The sequence below is a fragment of the Citrobacter telavivensis genome (genome assembly GCF_041807075.1).
Lineage (GTDB): Bacteria > Pseudomonadota > Gammaproteobacteria > Enterobacterales > Enterobacteriaceae > Citrobacter_A > Citrobacter_A telavivensis.
This window is the reverse complement of the sequence record NZ_JBGUBF010000004.1, coordinates 145781-161763: the sequence shown is the minus strand read 5'-3', so window position 1 is coordinate 161763 and position 15983 is coordinate 145781. Positions and strand designations below refer to the sequence as shown.

Here is a 15983-nt window from a genome sequence, read left to right as displayed (position 1 = left end):
GTTAATTGAAATGGAAAAAGTATGAAGAACTGGAAAACGCTGCTTCTCGGTATCGCCATGATCGCGAATACCAGTTTCGCTGCCCCGCAGGTAGTCGATAAAGTCGCAGCCGTCGTAAATAACGGTGTCGTACTGGAAAGCGATGTTGATGGCCTGATGCAGTCTGTCAAACTGAACGCCAACCAGGCAGGTCAACAACTTCCGGACGACGCTACGCTGCGTCATCAGATCCTGGAACGTCTGATCATGGATCAGATTGTCCTGCAGATGGGTCAGAAGATGGGCGTAAAAATCTCTGACGAACAGCTTGATCAGGCGATTGCCAATATCGCTAAACAGAACAACATGACGCTGGATCAGATGCGCAGCCGTCTGGCTTATGATGGCCTGAGCTACTCAACCTATCGTAATCAGATCCGTAAAGAGATGCTCATCTCTGAAGTGCGTAACAACGAAGTGCGCCGCCGCGTGACGATCCTGCCGCAGGAAGTCGATGCGCTGGCGCAACAGGTTGGCAATCAAAATGATGCCAGCACGGAGCTGAATCTGAGCCACATCCTGATCCCGCTGCCGGAAAACCCAACGTCTGACCAGGTGAACGACGCAGAATCCCAGGCGCGTTCCATTGTTGAGCAAGCCCGTAACGGCAGCGACTTCGGCAAACTGGCGATCACCTATTCTGCTGACCAGCAGGCGCTGAAAGGCGGCCAGATGGGTTGGGGTCGTATTCAGGAACTGCCGGGCATTTTTGCCCAGGCGCTGAGCACCGCGAAGAAAGGTGATATTATTGGCCCGATTCGTTCCGGTGTCGGTTTCCATATCCTGAAAGTGAACGATATGCGCGGCCAGAGCCAGAGCATCTCCGTGACCGAAGTTCACGCTCGTCATATTCTGCTGAAGCCGTCGCCTATCATGACCGACCAGCAGGCGCGTCTGAAGCTTGAGCAGATCGCAGCGGATATCAAGAGTGGTAAAACCACCTTTGCTGCCGCAGCGAAAGAGTTCTCTCAGGATCCGGGCTCGGCTAACCAGGGCGGCGATCTGGGCTGGGCTGCTGCGGACATTTTCGATCCGGCATTCCGCGATGCGTTAACCCGCATGAACAAAGGCCAGATGAGCGCACCGGTGCACTCCTCTTTCGGTTGGCACCTGATCGAACTGCTGGATACGCGTAACGTTGATAAAACCGACGCCGCGCAGAAAGATCGTGCTTACCGTATGCTGATGAACAGGAAGTTCTCGGAAGAAGCCGCAACCTGGATGCAGGAACAGCGCGCCAGCGCTTACGTTAAAATCCTGAGCAATTAATGACGGTTGCTCAACGTGTTGTGATCACTCCCGGCGAGCCCGCCGGGATTGGTCCGGATCTTGTCGTTCAACTTGCCCAGCGCGACTGGCCCGTTGAACTGGTGGTTTGCGCCGATGCCACGGTACTGGCCGACCGGGCGGCAATGCTCGGTCTTCCCCTCACGCTACACCCCTACTCCCCACAAAGCCCTGCCAAACCGCAGGCTGCCGGCACGCTTATGCTGTTACCCGTCGCACTTCGTGCGCCTGTCGTTCCCGGGCAGTTAGCCGTGGAAAATGGCGAGTATGTGGTGCAGACGTTGGCCCGCGCCTGTGACGGCTGTTTGCAAGGTGAATTTGCCGCGCTGATTACGGGTCCCGTGCATAAAGGCGTTATCAACGACGCGGGCGTGCCTTTCACCGGTCACACCGAGTTTTTTGAAGAGCGTTCGCAGGCGAAAAAAGTCGTGATGATGCTGGCGACCGAAGAGTTACGCGTGGCGCTGGCGACCACCCATCTGCCGCTGCGCGACGTCGCTGACGCCATTACCCCCGCGTTGCTGCACGAAGTGATTGGCATTTTGCATCACGATCTGCGCACCAAATTTGGTGTGGACGATCCGCGCGTGCTGGTCTGTGGTCTGAACCCACATGCCGGTGAAGGGGGGCATATGGGCAGCGAGGAGAATGACACAATCATTCCGGTGCTTGACGCGCTACGCGCCCAGGGGATGAAATTGATGGGTCCGCTACCCGCTGACACACTGTTTCAGGCTAAATATCTGCAACATGCCGATGCTGTGCTGGCAATGTACCACGATCAGGGCCTCCCCGTGCTAAAATACCAGGGATTTGGTCGCGGCGTGAATATCACGTTGGGCCTGCCCTTTATTCGTACCTCGGTTGATCACGGCACCGCGCTTGAACTGGCGGGTCGGGGTGAAGCTGATGTCGGCAGTTTTATTACGGCGCTTAATCTCGCCATCAAAATGATTGTTAATACCCAATGAATAATCGAGTCCATCAGGGCCACTTAGCCCGTAAACGCTTCGGGCAAAACTTCCTCAACGATCGGTTTGTGATCGACAGTATTGTCTCCGCCATTAACCCGCAAAAAGGTCAGGCGATGGTCGAAATCGGCCCCGGTCTGGCTGCGCTGACGGAGCCGGTTGGCGAACGTCTGGATGCGCTGACGGTCATTGAACTTGACCGCGATCTGGCCGCTCGTCTGCAAACACATCCTTTCCTGGGACCCAAGCTGACTATCTATCAGCAGGACGCCATGACCATGAATTTTGGCGAATTGTCTGAAAAGATGGGACAACCGCTGCGCGTGTTCGGCAACCTGCCCTATAACATCTCTACGCCGCTGATGTTCCACCTGTTTAGCTATACTGATGCCATAGCCGATATGCACTTTATGTTGCAGAAAGAAGTGGTGAATCGTCTGGTTGCAGGACCAAACCGTAAGGCGTATGGTCGCTTAAGCGTGATGGCGCAATATTATTGCAACGTGATCCCGGTGCTTGAAGTGCCGCCATCCGCTTTCACACCGCCGCCAAAAGTGGATTCCGCCGTGGTGCGACTGGTACCGCACACCACGATGCCCTATCCGGTAAAAGATATTCGCCTGTTGAGCCGCATCACCACAGAAGCGTTCAACCAGCGCCGTAAAACGATTCGTAATAGCCTCGGCAATGTGTTCAGCGTTGAGGTCTTAACGGAACTGGGTATTGACCCGGCAATGCGAGCGGAAAATATCTCTGTCGCGCAGTACTGCCAGATGGCGAACTATCTGTCAGAAAACGCGCCATCGAAGGAGAGTTAAGCATGATCAATTCGCCCCGAGTGTGTATTCAGGTCCAGAGCGTCTATATTGAGGCGCAATCCTCACCTGATGATGAACGTTACGTTTTTGCCTACACCGTAACCATCCGCAATTTGGGGCGAGCGCCCGTGCAGCTACTGGGACGCTATTGGTTGATAACCAACGGTCATGGCCGAGAAACCGAAGTCCAGGGAGAAGGTGTGGTCGGCGTTCAGCCGCACATTGAACCTGGCGAAGAGTACCAGTACACCAGCGGTGCCGTTATTGAAACGCCGCTGGGCACCATGCAGGGTCATTACGAAATGATTGATGAGAACGGCGTCGCCTTTACCATCGATATTCCGGTTTTCCGACTCGCCGTTTCCACTCTTATTCATTAAAACAATAACTATGGCAACATACCTTATTGGCGACGTTCACGGTTGCTACGATGAGCTGATCGCATTGCTGCAACAAGTCAATTTTACGCCCGAAAACGATACCTTGTGGTTAACCGGCGATCTGGTCGCCCGTGGCCCCGGCTCACTGGACGTGCTGCGTTATGTGAAATCACTCGGCGACTGTGTTCGTCTGGTGCTTGGCAACCACGATCTGCATCTGCTGGCGGTTTTTGCGGGTATCAGTCGCAACAAACCGAAAGACCGTCTGAGCCCGCTGCTGGAAGCACCGGACGCGGACGAACTGCTCAACTGGCTGCGCCGTCAGCCGCTGTTGCAGATAGATGAAGAGAAGAAGCTGGTAATGGCGCATGCGGGTATCACGCCGCAGTGGGATTTGCAGACCGCCAAAGAGTGCGCGCGTGATGTCGAAGCGGTGCTGTCGAGCGACTCTTACCCCTTCTTCCTCGATGCCATGTATGGCGACATGCCGAATAACTGGACGCCGGAGCTGACCGGACTGGCACGCCTGCGCTTTATCACCAATGCTTTTACCCGGATGCGTTACTGCTTCCCGAACGGGCAACTGGATATGTACAGCAAAGAGTCCCCGGAGGATGCCCCCGCACCGTTGAAACCGTGGTTTGCCATTCCTGGGCCCGTCAGCGAGGCTTACAGCATCGCGTTTGGTCACTGGGCTTCTCTGGAAGGAAAAGGGACGCCGGAGGGGATCTATGCGCTGGATACCGGATGCTGCTGGGGAGGAAATTTAACCTGCCTGCGCTGGGAAGATAAGCAGTACTTTGTTCAGCCGTCAAACCGACAGATGGATCTGGATGAAGGCGAAGCCGTTAACGCCTGATCTGTTTTGCCTGGTGGCGCTGCGCTTATCAGGCCTACGAGATGGTTTGTAGGCCGGATAAGACGCTAAGCGTCGCCATCCGGCACTCATCACTTAGCGGCGTTCCAGAATTTCGAAACAATAGCTGTGTGAGTTCTGCCCGTCAGCGTCGTGAAACTCACTGAACACCGATTCCCAGTCGTCCGGCTCGTAGTCCGGGAAATGCGTATCCCCTTCCACTTCCGCGTCGATGTGCGTCAGATACAGTTTCTGCGCTTTTGGCAGGAACTGCTCGTACACACGACCCCCACCAATCACCATAATTTCTGGCGCATCACCGCAGGCCGCAATCGCTTCATCAACCGATTTAACCCACTGCACGCGATCGTCAGTACCCGGCTGGCTGCTGATGACGATGTTCTTACGTCCCGGCAACGGTCGGCCGATGGATTCCCAGGTATGGCGCCCCATAACGACAGGTTTATTTAACGTATTACGTTTAAACCAGGCGAGATCAGCAGGTAGATTCCACGGCATGGCGTTTTCCATGCCAATAACGCGATCTACCGCTAACGCAGCAATCAGACTGATCATTGAATATTTCCCGGAAGCAAAAAAAATTGTCGCCACTATACGGAAAGAGCAATCTTTCGTCGACTAACGAACAGAAGAAGAGCACGAAAATTTTCCGATCTGCTGGCGAGTCCACGACTTCGCAGTGGACTCCCGGCATTACAGTAGTTCAAAAACAATCAATTAACAGTAAAGTTTGCAGTACATCACATTTTTGACTCAGGTTGACGGTTTAACTTCCGGTTCATCGGCAACGTCTCCAGTATGCTTACCTTCGTCGGTTCCCTGCCAGCCATGGCGCTGAATGAGCGACAGATGTTCGCGATCCTCGGTGATGATTTCGCTCAACATCGCGCTGGTTCGTTTATAGACCGCCGCCCGGGAGATGGCGTCGTCCTCACCTTTCGCCATTTCTTCCACCATTTGCGTATTAAAGCGGCGGAACAGGTCAGCGCGTTCACGCGCTTCATAACGGCCAAGCCCGAGGCTTTCCAGCGCCAGACGTCCGGTTTTAAGTGCGCCTTCAAACGTTTCACGTTCCGGTTGATCCACACCCGCCTGGCGCAGGCGAATGTAATGATCGACATCGCGCGCCCGCGCAATAATTTGCAGGTTCGGGAAATGGATTTTTACCATCTCCGTCAACTCCAGGCTGGTTTGCGGATCGTCAATGGCGTTAATCAGCACTTCCGCTTTCGATGCCCCGGCGGACTCCAGCAGATCCATCCGGGTTGCATCGCCGTAGAACACCTTCATGCCGAATTTACGCAGCGTCTCGATGTGGTCCGGATCGTGATCGAGAACCACCATCTTCACGCCGCTGGAGAGCAGCAAACGGCCGGTGATTTGCCCGAAGCGCCCAAACCCGGCAATAATCACGCGCGGCTGCTCTTCATCAATTTCATCAGCTTCCCGTTCTTCACCCGCGGCCGATTTCTCCATTCGCGTGAGGATGACCAAGAAAATCGGCGTCGCTGCCATCGACAGCGCGACCGCCAGCGTCAGTGCTTTCGCCCATTGCGGATCGAGCACGTTCGCCATCTGCGCCGCACCAAAGACCACAAACGCGAACTCACTGCCCTGCCCGAGCAGTACCGCAAACCAGCGACGCTGTTTATTCGGCACCTGTAAAGGACGAGCAATCAGCCACAGCACCCCGGTTTTAATCACCAGGAAGCCGACCAGCAGAATAATGATACGTAGCGGATTATCGATAAACGTCCCGAAATCGATAGACATGCCGACGCCGATGAAAAACAGCCCCAGCAGCAGCCCCTTAAACGGCTCGATATCGCTTTCCAGCGCGTGGCGATACTCTGAACTTGCCAGCAATACGCCAGCCAGGAACGCCCCCATCGCCATCGACAGTCCCACTTCTTCAAGCAACAGCCCGAAGCCAAAAACCAGAAACAGCGCCACGGCGCTGAACACTTCGCGCAGGCCAGAACGCGCAACGAAACGCAGCGCCGGACGGGTCACATAGCGCCCCAACAGCACCACCAGCACCAGCGCGCCAGCGACTTTCAGTGCCGACAGCGCGAACGCCCCGAGCGTGGTCGACGCGCCACTTGTTGCCAGTAGCGGGATCATCGCCACCAGTGGAATCGCCGCGATATCCTGGAACAGCAGCACGGCAAAGGCGCTGCGCCCCATCTGCGAAACAGTCAGGTTGCGCTCATTCATCGCCTGCATGGCAATCGCCGTGGAGGAGAGCGCCAGCGTCATACCAATCAGTTCCGCCACCTGCCAGCGCAGGCCGAGGAACATACAGAACAGACCAATCAGGCCGCCGCAGACCACCATCTGTAGCGCGCCGCCGCCAAACACCGAGGCGCGCAGTTTCCATAGCCGCTGGGGATCGAGTTCCAGGCCAATGACGAACAGCATCAGCACCACGCCGATTTCGGCAAAGTGCAGAATAGATTCGGCATCCGTTACCAGACGTAAACCCCAGGGGCCGATGATGCAGCCCGCGATGAGGTAACCCAGCACCGAGCCTAAGCCCAGCCGGACGGCAATCGGCACGATCAGCGCCGCCGACCCAAGATAAATCAGCGCCTGTATGAGCGTATGGCTATCCATTGTGCGCCTCCTGCCATTCCATCAGTCGTTGCTTGTAATGACGCGCCTGCGCCTGCAGCGTTTCGTCATCACAGATAAACGTACAGTGCATCGCAAACGGTGGAAGCCAGTTGAGCCCACAGTAAATCGCCGTCGCCTGGAGCGGCTGTGAGAGCACATCAAAGCCTGGGTGCGAACCGATATCGAAGTGATTATCGCCGCCGCCGGTGGTCACCGCCCACATCACCGGTTTACCGCGCAGCGCTGTCCCGCCGTGACCATAGGCCCAGCCGTGGGAAAGCACTTTATCCATCCACAGTTTGAGTAAGGGGGGAACGCTGTACCATTGCATGGGGTGCTGCCAGACGATCAGATCAGCGCGAGAGAGCGCCTCTTGTTCCGCAGCGATATCGATATTGAAGTCAGGATAGAGTTGATAGAGCGAACGAACCTCGACGCCTTCCAGCGTCCTTGCCTGCTCAAGCATCCGTTTATTCGCATGCGAATGCTGCGGATAAGGATGCGCATAAATAATGAGAATCATGATAAGCCTGTTATTTTACCACTCTGTTTTATAAGAGAGTGTAGTCAGTAATCCAACAGGCTAATAGTGAATATTATTGAGCAGACAAATGGACAAAACTGAACTAGTTATCCAGCTCGCTCATATTTTTCACCTGATCGCGGTTAATTTGCTCCGTCTGGCCAGTTTCCGCGTTTTTGTAGGAGACCAGGCCCGTGTCGTCATCCACCTGCGGTTTACCATCGGTGACAATGGTTCGGCCATCGGTCGTCCGTACAGCCTGGTTCGAAGAGCAGCCGGCGACGGTGAAGACGGTTGCTGCGGCAAAAATGGAAGCGATCAACAGTTTCTTTTGCATGGTGTTCTCCCTGCTTTTCAGTCATTTTCAGTGATATACCCATTAACTGTAGACGCACTGACTGACGCTGAGGGCAAATACAGAACACTCTGAAGGTTCACCTTAAGACAACGGTTTCCTGCGAATCGTCATCGTACTGGTCTGAGCAAGCGTCAGGCCGCGCGTTTCTGGCGCAAAGGCAATGGAGACCAGCAGCCCGACCAACGAGATCCCCGCCCCCATCAGCATCACCTGGCTGATACCGTATTTAGTAATGAAGATCGGCAATGCCCAGGTGGAGAGAATGGTGCCAATGCGGCTCAACGACATGATCACCCCCACGGCGGAGGCGCGAATATCGGTCGGGAACAGTTCATTGGGATAGAGCCACTGTAGATTACCCGGACCGCCGGAGAAAAAGGCGTATACCGCGAATGCCGTCACCACCAGCCAGATACCCATTTCCGGGATCAGCCCCAGCACCGCCAGCGCCAGCGTCATCATCACGAAGCTGCCAATCAGCAGCGGTCGCCGCCCCGCACTGTTCAGCCAGAACATCGGCGGGATACAGCCCAGCATAAAGAACAGGCTGATCACTACGTTACCCAGCGCCGCGCTCTTCCCGGCACCCAGCCCCAACAGACCGACAATCTGCGGACCAAAGGTGTAAATGGCAAACATGGGGATCACCTGACAGGTCCAGATCGCCGCGACAAACAGCACAAACGGAAAGTGGCGACGATTGAACAGCTGCAAAAAGCGCGTCTCCTGCGTCGTGTCTTCATCAAACGCCACCGGCTCGCCGAACAGCTTAATCATCATCGCTTCGCACTCTTTGACCCGCCCTTTGCGCAGCAGCCAGCGCGGGGATTCGGGCAAATCAAAGCGACCGATCAGGATCAAAAGACAGGGGATCGCCGCGCTCCCGAGCATCCAGCGCCAGCCGCCTTCGACGTCATACAGCCAGTAACCCACCAGATCGGCACAGGTCGCGCCGACGTACCACATCGCCGCAATAAAACTGATCGAGAAGGCGCGTTGCCGCGTGCTGGAAAACTCGGTAATCATCGAGGTGGCGATAGGATAATCTGCGCCAATCACGACGCCAATCAGCACCCGCATCACCAGTAGCTCAGCCGGGGACGAGACAAACATGGTGGCTACCGATATCACCCCGATGGCGATGATATCGATGAGAAACATTTTGCGCCGCCCTACTTTATCCGAGATATAACCAAACAGAGAAGTGCCGATAAACAGCCCGGCCAGCGTTCCCGCACCCAGCAAACCAATCCAGTCGGCATCCAGCTTCAGCGCTGGCGTGAGCTGTTCCAGCGCAACGCCAATCATCACCAGCACATAACCGTCCAGAAACGGGCCACCGCTTCCCCACAGCATGATCCTGCGGTGAATAGAGGAGAACTGAATATCATCAAAGTTCCTGGGCTGTTGCATGGCGATGTCCTGTTTGCCGACATTCGGCATTAGTGCTTAACTGCCTGATGGCGCTGCGCTTATCAGGCCTACATAACCCCCTGTAGGCCGGATAAGGCGAAGCCGCCATCCGGCACCCGGTTTAACCGTAACGGAACTCCACGCCGAAGGTGCCGCGCGGGTATTCCCACTTCTCCAGCGCCGTATCGAGTCCCAGGATCCGACAGGTGCCGCACTCCAGACATCCGGCGTAATCAAAGCGCACGCTGCCATCATCCTGCTTTTTGTATAACCCTGCCGGACAGGCCTTGATCAACACCTCCAGCACCTGTTTGTCCGGTACCGCCTTCATGATGATGTGCGGATGCGCTTCATCGACATTGAATTTGTTGACGCCCAGTTTGACGTCCACGTTGACGGGAGAAGTCATAATACGGTCACTCCTTTAATGCCATCCTTCATCAGGTTGATGAAGCCCACCTTCTTCGCATGGCGCAGGATCTTCTTACGCATCGGCACCGGCGCACTGCCGTCGACGGTAAAGAGGTCGCGTGCGATACCGACGACCATTTCCGGATAACGGGTAAACATGCGCGGGTTATCGAGGAACGCGGGCAGCCGCTGGTACATGCGCATATCGCGCATCGGACCGTTGTCGAGATGCTGGCGATACTTCGCCAGCCCCTGACGGCTAAAGTCGTTGCTTTGCATGGCGGAGAGCACCGTTTTCGCCGCCGCTTCGCCAGCCGCCACCGCGAGATCCATCCCGCGAATCGTAAAGCCGAGGTTCATACACATGCCCGCCGCGTCGCCGGCAATCAGCACGCCGTCGCCCACCAGTTCAGGCTGCATGTTCATTCCTGCTTCCGGCACCACGTGCGCGGCGTACTCCACCAACTTGCCACCCGCGATCAGCGGCGCAACCGCCGGATGCTGCTTGAAATCTTCCAGCATTTGCGGGACTGATTTTTTCGCCTCTTTCAAGTGATGAAGACCGCACACCAGCCCCAGTGACAGGGTGTTTTCGTTGGTATAGAGGAAGCCACCGCCCATCAGGCCATCCGTGGGCGATCCGGCGAACAGACAGGCCGCCCCTTCGTTACCCTGCAACTGGAAGCGATCTTCAATCACCGACTTCGGCAGTTCGATCAGCTCTTTCACGCCGACCGCCACGTGCGCCGCCTCAACGCGTTTCGCCATCCCCAATTTTTCTGCCAGCAGGGAGTTGACGCCATCGGCGAGGATGACCACCCTGGATTCAATGATGTCGCCGTCCGCTTCCACGCCAACCACTTTACCGTCACGCTGCACGACGTTATCCACGCGGATCCCGGTGATCAACTGCGCGCCAGCTTCTTCCGCCTGCGCCATCAGCCAGGCGTCAAATTTACTGCGCAACACCGAATAAGAGACCTGCGACGGGCCCGCCTTTTCACCGTTGAGATAGTCCACGGTCATCGCCCCGTTATCGGTCATAAAAGCAAGCTTTTCATGGGTGATGACCCGCTCAACAGGGGCCTGCTCAGCAAAGCCTGGAATAATGCGCTCCAGGCTGTGGGCGTAAATGCGCCCACCGGTAACATTCTTCGCGCCAGCGGAATTTCCGCGCTCGATAACCAACACCTGGGCCCCTTCACGGGCGAGCACCAGGGCCGCGACGGAACCGGCAAGCCCGGCGCCCACGATGATGGCATCAAAGATATCTTCGGACATACGTACTCCCTGCCTGAATGGATTAGCGTGCCAGTGCGGTCGTCAGCGCGGGCAGGATCTTCAGCGCGTCGCCGACAATGCCGTAATCCGCATACTGAAAGATCGGCGCATTTTTGTCTTTGTTGATGGCAAAAATGGTCTGCGCGCCGTTCGCCCCCACCATGTGCTGGATCTGCCCGGAGATCCCCACCGCCAGGTACAGTTCCGGTTTGAGCATCAGGTTCGAGATCCCGACGTAGCGCTCATGCTCCATCCACTTCTCGTTTTCGGCGACCGGGCGCGAACAAGCCAGTTCTGCGCCAATGGCCTGGCACAGCGCTTGCGCCAGTGAGATATTCTCTTTGCTGCCTATGCCGCGTCCGACGCTGACCACCAGTCGGGCTTTATCGAGATCGACGCTGTTACTCTGACGTGGTTGGGTGGCGGTGCGCGTGACGGTAATCTCCGGCGCCTGCCATGCCACGCTGTGCGTCTCGCCGCTGCGTGCGGCATCCAGTTGCTGCGCCTCAAAGGTGCCGCTGCTGAGCGTCAGTACCGCAAACGGCGTAGAGAGCGTCTCTTCACCCATCGCCAGACCGCCATACACCATATGTTTGACCGTCGCCCGGCCATCCTGCTGTGTTACCGCGCTGGCGTCATTAGAGACCGCTGCCGCAAGGCGATAGCCCAGTTTTGCCGCCAGCAGTTTGCCACGACGCGTGTTAGGCAGCAGCACGAGGCCAGAATCGCTCTGCTGACGAACGGTCTGTGCCATCACGTGCGCATAGTCTTCCACCATGCGATCGTCCGGTTTGCCGCTCAGTTGCCAGACGTGATGCGCGCCCAACTGAATGGCGGTGGTCGCCTCGTCGGCGTTTTGCACAAATGCGTTAACCTGTTCACCTAAAACCTGCGCGCCGCTCATCAGTTCCGGCAGACGAGACGCGGTATCGCTGAATACCCAGACGCTGGAAAACTTGCTCATAACATCCCCTTCTTAATTAATGATTTTGCGCAGGCTATCGGCAAACGCAGCAATCTGATCTTCACCATCGCCTTCAATCACAATGCGCTGGCGCTCACGTTGTTTTGGCGCGGCCACCGTTTGTGTGGACCACGCGTCCCCGCCGCTGAAGCCAATATCGGCCGCTGACCAGACCTGAACCGGTTTTTTCGCCGCCCCCAGAATGGCTTTCATGGACGGAATTTGTGGGGAGTTAATGTCGGTGGAGACGGCCACGACCGCCGGAAGAGGGATGCTCAGCGTTTCGATTTCATCCTCCAGTTCACGTTCAACGGTCAGCGTGCTTTCTGTCAGGGAGAGGATTTTGCTCACGCCGTTGATGGCGGGAATGTTCAGTGTTTCACCCACCAGCAGGCTGACCTGCTGCGCGTAGAGATCGGAAGAGCCATCGCCGCAAATCATCAGGTCAAATCCCGACTTTTGTGCGGCAGCGGCCAGCGCCGCAGCGGTCTGCTGTGGCAGCGCCTGCTCGAACTGGTCGTCAATGACCACCACCAGTTCGTCCGGACCGCGGGAGAGAACATCCTTACGCCCTTTTGCGTTGGTTAACGCTTTGCCTCCCACGCTCAGGGCAATCACCTGCGCATCGCTGGCCTGCTGTTTCAACTGACAGGCCGCTTCAATCGCGTTCAGATCGTACTGGCTGATTTTGCCATCTGCTTTGCTGAAATCTAATGAACCATCTGCGTGATTGACGACAATATCCTGTTCATCAGGTACACACTTGTAGCAAGTAATTATCTTCATTGCATCTCCAGATATCATGAAGGAAACGTATTTATATCGGCGGTGTTAAATACAGATATCACGCTCTTTAATTCGGAAATAAAACCATAATCACCAATATTGAAAATGTCACACACTGATATTCGCAACTTTCAATATTGTTAAGCGCCTCACCAATATTGAAACCCAGCGCCAAAAAGAAAGATTTTCAATATTGCCTGGCAGATCACCAATATTGAACGACAAACGATGTAAAACCGAACAATCACATCATTAACCCAATGATTTATATTTATTTTATTGTAATTTTGACGCCAAAACGCCCCAACCCAGAAGTGTGACGAACGTTACAGAATGCCGCAAAATGAATACCCATTATGAGTTACTTGCCAACGCGTCCTGAGGTTAAACGGGTATCAACAAATATTTAATAAAAATAAACAAAAATAAAACAAACGGGAACGCTAAATAAATTTCGTTTTCAACCTGGAATTCACTCATGAAAAATGAAAAAAGAAAGTCTGGAATTGAGCCAAAGGTTTTTTTCCCGCCACTAATAATAGTCGGGATACTTTGCTGGCTAACGGTACGCGATCTCGATGCCGCAAACGTCGTTATTAATGCCGTCTTCAGTTATGTCACCAATGTCTGGGGATGGGCATTTGAGTGGTATATGGTCATTATGCTCATCGGCTGGTTCTGGCTGGTGTTTGGCCCCTACGCGAAAAAGAAATTAGGTGACGAGAAACCGGAGTTCAGCACCGCCAGCTGGATTTTCATGATGTTCGCCTCCTGTACCTCAGCCGCCGTGCTGTTCTGGGGATCGATAGAGATTTACTACTACATCTCCACGCCGCCGTTCGCGCTGACGCCGGGCTCAACGCCGGCGAAAGAGATAGGTCTGGCCTACAGCCTGTTCCACTGGGGGCCGCTGCCGTGGGCAACGTACAGCTTCCTTTCCGTGGCCTTCGCCTACTTCTTCTTTGTACGCAAAATGGACGTTATTCGCCCAAGTTCAACATTGGTTCCACTGGTTGGCGAAAAACATGCGAAAGGGCTATTCGGCACTATCGTTGATAACTTCTACCTGGTGGCGCTGATCTTCGCGATGGGAACCAGCCTTGGGCTGGCGACGCCGCTGGTGACCGAGTGCATGCAGTGGCTGTTTGGTATTCCGCACACCCTGGAACTTGACGCTATCATCATCACCTGCTGGATAATTTTGAACGCCATTTGCGTGGCCTGCGGCCTGCAAAAAGGGGTCAAAATCGCCAGCGACGTGCGCAGCTATTTGAGCTTCCTGATGCTCGGCTGGGTATTCATCGTCAGCGGTGCCAGCTTCATCATGAACTACTTCACCGACTCCGTCGGGATGCTGCTGATGTACCTGCCACGCATGCTGTTCTATACCGATGCCATCGGCAAAGGCGGTTTCCCGCAGGGCTGGACGGTCTTCTACTGGGCATGGTGGGTGATTTACGCCATCCAGATGAGTATCTTCCTGGCGCGTATCTCTCGCGGTCGTACCGTGCGCGAACTGTGCTTCGGCATGGTGTTGGGCCTGACGGCATCGACCTGGATCCTGTGGACAGTGCTGGGCAGTAACACCCTGCTGCTGATGGATAAAAACATCATCAACATTCCGCAACTGATTGCCGATCACGGCGTGCCGCGCGCAATTATCGAAACCTGGGCCGCCCTACCGCTCAGCACCGCCACGATGTGGGGATTCTTTATCCTCTGCTTTATTGCCACCGTCACATTGATCAACGCCTGTTCTTACACCCTGGCGATGTCGACCTGTCGTGAAGTTCGCGATGGCGAAGAGCCACCGCTGCTGGTGCGTATCGGCTGGTCCGTGCTGGTCGGCGTGATTGGCATCGTGCTGCTGGCGCTCGGCGGCCTGAAGCCGATACAAACCGCGATTATCGCCGGGGGCTGCCCGCTGTTCTTCGTCAACATTATGGTGACGCTCTCCTTTATCAAAGACGCCAAAGTGCACTGGAAAGATAAATAAACCTAATTACCCCATGACATAGAGGTTAGAAGATGGATTTCAATTTCAATGATGAGCAGGAACTGTTTGTCGCCGGTATTCGTGAACTGATGGCCAGTGAGAACTGGGAAGCCTATTTTGCCGAGTGCGATCGCGACAGCGTGTATCCGGAGCGTTTCGTGAAAGCGCTGGCGGATATGGGCATCGATAGCCTGCTGATCCCGGAAGAACATGGCGGCCTGGAAGCCGGATTCGTCACCGTGGCTGCCGTCTGGATGGAGTTGGGACGCCTCGGCGCGCCTACGTACGTGCTGTACCAGTTGCCGGGCGGTTTTAATACCTTCCTGCGCGAAGGTACCCAGGAGCAGATCGATAAAATCATGGCGTTCCAGGGAACGGGGAAACAAATGTGGAACTCCGCCATCACCGAACCGGGAGCGGGATCGGATGTTGGGAGTTTGAAAACCACTTATACCCGTAAAAATGGTAAGGTTTATCTTAATGGTAGTAAGTGTTTTATCACCAGTAGCGCCTACACCCCTTATATCGTGGTCATGGCAAGAGACGGCGCTTCCCCGGATAAACCCATCTATACCGAATGGTTTGTCGACATGAGTAAACCCGGCATCAAGGTCAACAAACTTGAGAAGTTGGGTCTGCGCATGGACAGCTGCTGTGAAATCAACTTTGACGATGTCGAGCTGGACGAAAAAGACATGTTCGGTCGGGAAGGTAACGGCTTTAACCGCGTAAAAGAAGAGTTCGACCACGAACGTTTCCTCGTCGCCCTCACCAACTACGGTACGGCAATGTGCGCCTTTGAAGATGCCGCGCGCTACGCCAACCAGCGCGTGCAGTTTGGTGAAACCATCGGTCGTTTCCAGTTGATCCAGGAGAAATTCGCCCATATGGCGATCAAATTAAACTCCATGAAAAACATGCTGCTGGAAGCGGCGTGGAAAGCAGACAACGGCACCATCACCTCGGGTGATGCGGCGATGTGCAAATACTTCTGCGCCAATGCCGCGTTTGACGTGGTGGACACCGCCATGCAGGTCCTTGGCGGCGTGGGGATTGCGGGCAACCACCGTATCACCCGCTTCTGGCGTGACCTGCGCGTTGACCGCGTATCCGGTGGCTCTGACGAAATGCAGATCCTGACACTCGGCCGTGCCGTACTGAAGCAATACCGTTAAGACAGCGACATGCCCGGTGACGCTGCGCTTACCGGGCCCATGTTTTGTAGGCCGGATAAGGCGTTTACGCCGCCATCCGGCGTCGATT

At 55.3% G+C, this 15983-nt stretch carries 16 protein-coding genes; 7 read left to right on the top strand and 9 right to left on the bottom strand.

The annotated features are described in order from the left end of the window. Positions 1-21 precede the first annotated feature (21 nt). The 5 genes from surA to apaH are packed head-to-tail and all read left to right on the top strand — an operon-like array spanning position 22 to position 4354. A complete protein-coding gene (gene surA, locus ACERJC_RS17950) occupies positions 22-1308 on the top strand; it encodes a peptidylprolyl isomerase SurA (protein ID WP_152405901.1) in 1287 nt (428 codons plus the stop codon). Next, the gene (pdxA, locus tag ACERJC_RS17945) at positions 1308-2297 is read left to right on the top strand and encodes a 4-hydroxythreonine-4-phosphate dehydrogenase PdxA (protein WP_371896468.1); all 990 of its coding nucleotides are present in this window, start codon (positions 1308-1310) and stop codon (positions 2295-2297) included. The genes surA and pdxA overlap by 1 nt, the downstream gene beginning before the upstream one ends. After that, a complete protein-coding gene (rsmA, locus tag ACERJC_RS17940) occupies positions 2294-3115 on the top strand; it encodes a 16S rRNA (adenine(1518)-N(6)/adenine(1519)-N(6))-dimethyltransferase RsmA (protein WP_371896467.1) in 822 nt (273 codons plus the stop codon). Before pdxA ends, rsmA begins: the two co-directional genes overlap by 4 nt. 2 nt (positions 3116-3117) lie before the next feature. Beyond that, complete coding sequence (apaG, locus tag ACERJC_RS17935; protein ID WP_046475370.1) at positions 3118-3495, top strand: Co2+/Mg2+ efflux facilitator ApaG/CorD; 378 nt, start codon at positions 3118-3120, stop codon at positions 3493-3495. Between the two features lie 10 nt (positions 3496-3505). Further along, positions 3506-4354 carry a bis(5'-nucleosyl)-tetraphosphatase (symmetrical) ApaH gene (gene apaH, locus ACERJC_RS17930; RefSeq protein ID WP_152405904.1) on the top strand — a complete coding sequence of 283 codons (849 nt, stop codon included), beginning with the start codon at positions 3506-3508 and terminating at the stop codon, positions 4352-4354. Between the two features lie 93 nt (positions 4355-4447). Here apaH and folA read toward each other — a convergent pair whose 3' ends face one another. From folA to ACERJC_RS17885, 9 genes are all read right to left on the bottom strand, one after another. Then, complete coding sequence (folA, locus tag ACERJC_RS17925; RefSeq protein ID WP_042323929.1) at positions 4448-4927, bottom strand: type 3 dihydrofolate reductase; 480 nt, start codon at positions 4925-4927, stop codon at positions 4448-4450. Between the two features lie 198 nt (positions 4928-5125). Then, on the bottom strand, positions 5126-6988 hold the full coding sequence (kefC, locus tag ACERJC_RS17920) for a glutathione-regulated potassium-efflux system protein KefC (RefSeq protein WP_152405905.1): 1863 nt from the start codon (positions 6986-6988) through the stop codon (positions 5126-5128). Further along, complete coding sequence (gene kefF / locus ACERJC_RS17915) at positions 6981-7511, bottom strand: glutathione-regulated potassium-efflux system oxidoreductase KefF (protein ID WP_046475363.1); 531 nt, start codon at positions 7509-7511, stop codon at positions 6981-6983. The genes kefC and kefF overlap by 8 nt, the downstream gene beginning before the upstream one ends. A 103-nt stretch (positions 7512-7614) precedes the next feature. After that, on the bottom strand, positions 7615-7848 hold the full coding sequence (locus ACERJC_RS17910; RefSeq protein WP_042323934.1) for a YgdI/YgdR family lipoprotein: 234 nt from the start codon (positions 7846-7848) through the stop codon (positions 7615-7617). 102 nt (positions 7849-7950) lie between these two features. After that, positions 7951-9282 carry an MFS transporter gene (locus tag ACERJC_RS17905; protein ID WP_373672186.1) on the bottom strand — a complete coding sequence of 444 codons (1332 nt, stop codon included), beginning with the start codon at positions 9280-9282 and terminating at the stop codon, positions 7951-7953. A 121-nt stretch (positions 9283-9403) separates the two neighbouring features. Further along, the gene (gene fixX, locus ACERJC_RS17900) at positions 9404-9691 is read right to left on the bottom strand and encodes a ferredoxin-like protein FixX (protein WP_373672185.1); all 288 of its coding nucleotides are present in this window, start codon (positions 9689-9691) and stop codon (positions 9404-9406) included. After that, on the bottom strand, positions 9688-10974 hold the full coding sequence (locus tag ACERJC_RS17895; protein ID WP_373672184.1) for an FAD-dependent oxidoreductase: 1287 nt from the start codon (positions 10972-10974) through the stop codon (positions 9688-9690). The genes fixX and ACERJC_RS17895 overlap by 4 nt, the downstream gene beginning before the upstream one ends. Positions 10975-10996: 22 nt before the next feature. Next, complete coding sequence (locus ACERJC_RS17890; RefSeq protein WP_371896463.1) at positions 10997-11938, bottom strand: electron transfer flavoprotein subunit alpha/FixB family protein; 942 nt, start codon at positions 11936-11938, stop codon at positions 10997-10999. A 12-nt stretch (positions 11939-11950) separates the two neighbouring features. Continuing rightward, positions 11951-12724, bottom strand: a complete 774-nt coding sequence (locus ACERJC_RS17885) for an electron transfer flavoprotein FixA (RefSeq protein WP_286631512.1) — start codon at positions 12722-12724, stop codon at positions 11951-11953. A 478-nt stretch (positions 12725-13202) separates the two neighbouring features. Here ACERJC_RS17885 and caiT point away from each other — a divergent pair, with 478 nt between their 5' ends. Together caiT and caiA are read left to right on the top strand one after the other, a co-directional pair. Continuing rightward, positions 13203-14720, top strand: coding sequence for an L-carnitine/gamma-butyrobetaine antiporter (caiT, locus tag ACERJC_RS17880; protein ID WP_152405912.1), 1518 nt, complete (start codon positions 13203-13205; stop codon positions 14718-14720). Between the two features lie 32 nt (positions 14721-14752). Beyond that, positions 14753-15895 (top strand): crotonobetainyl-CoA dehydrogenase, encoded by a 1143-nt coding sequence (caiA, locus tag ACERJC_RS17875; RefSeq protein WP_152405913.1) that lies wholly within the window; start codon positions 14753-14755, stop codon positions 15893-15895. Positions 15896-15983: the final 88 nt, after the last annotated feature.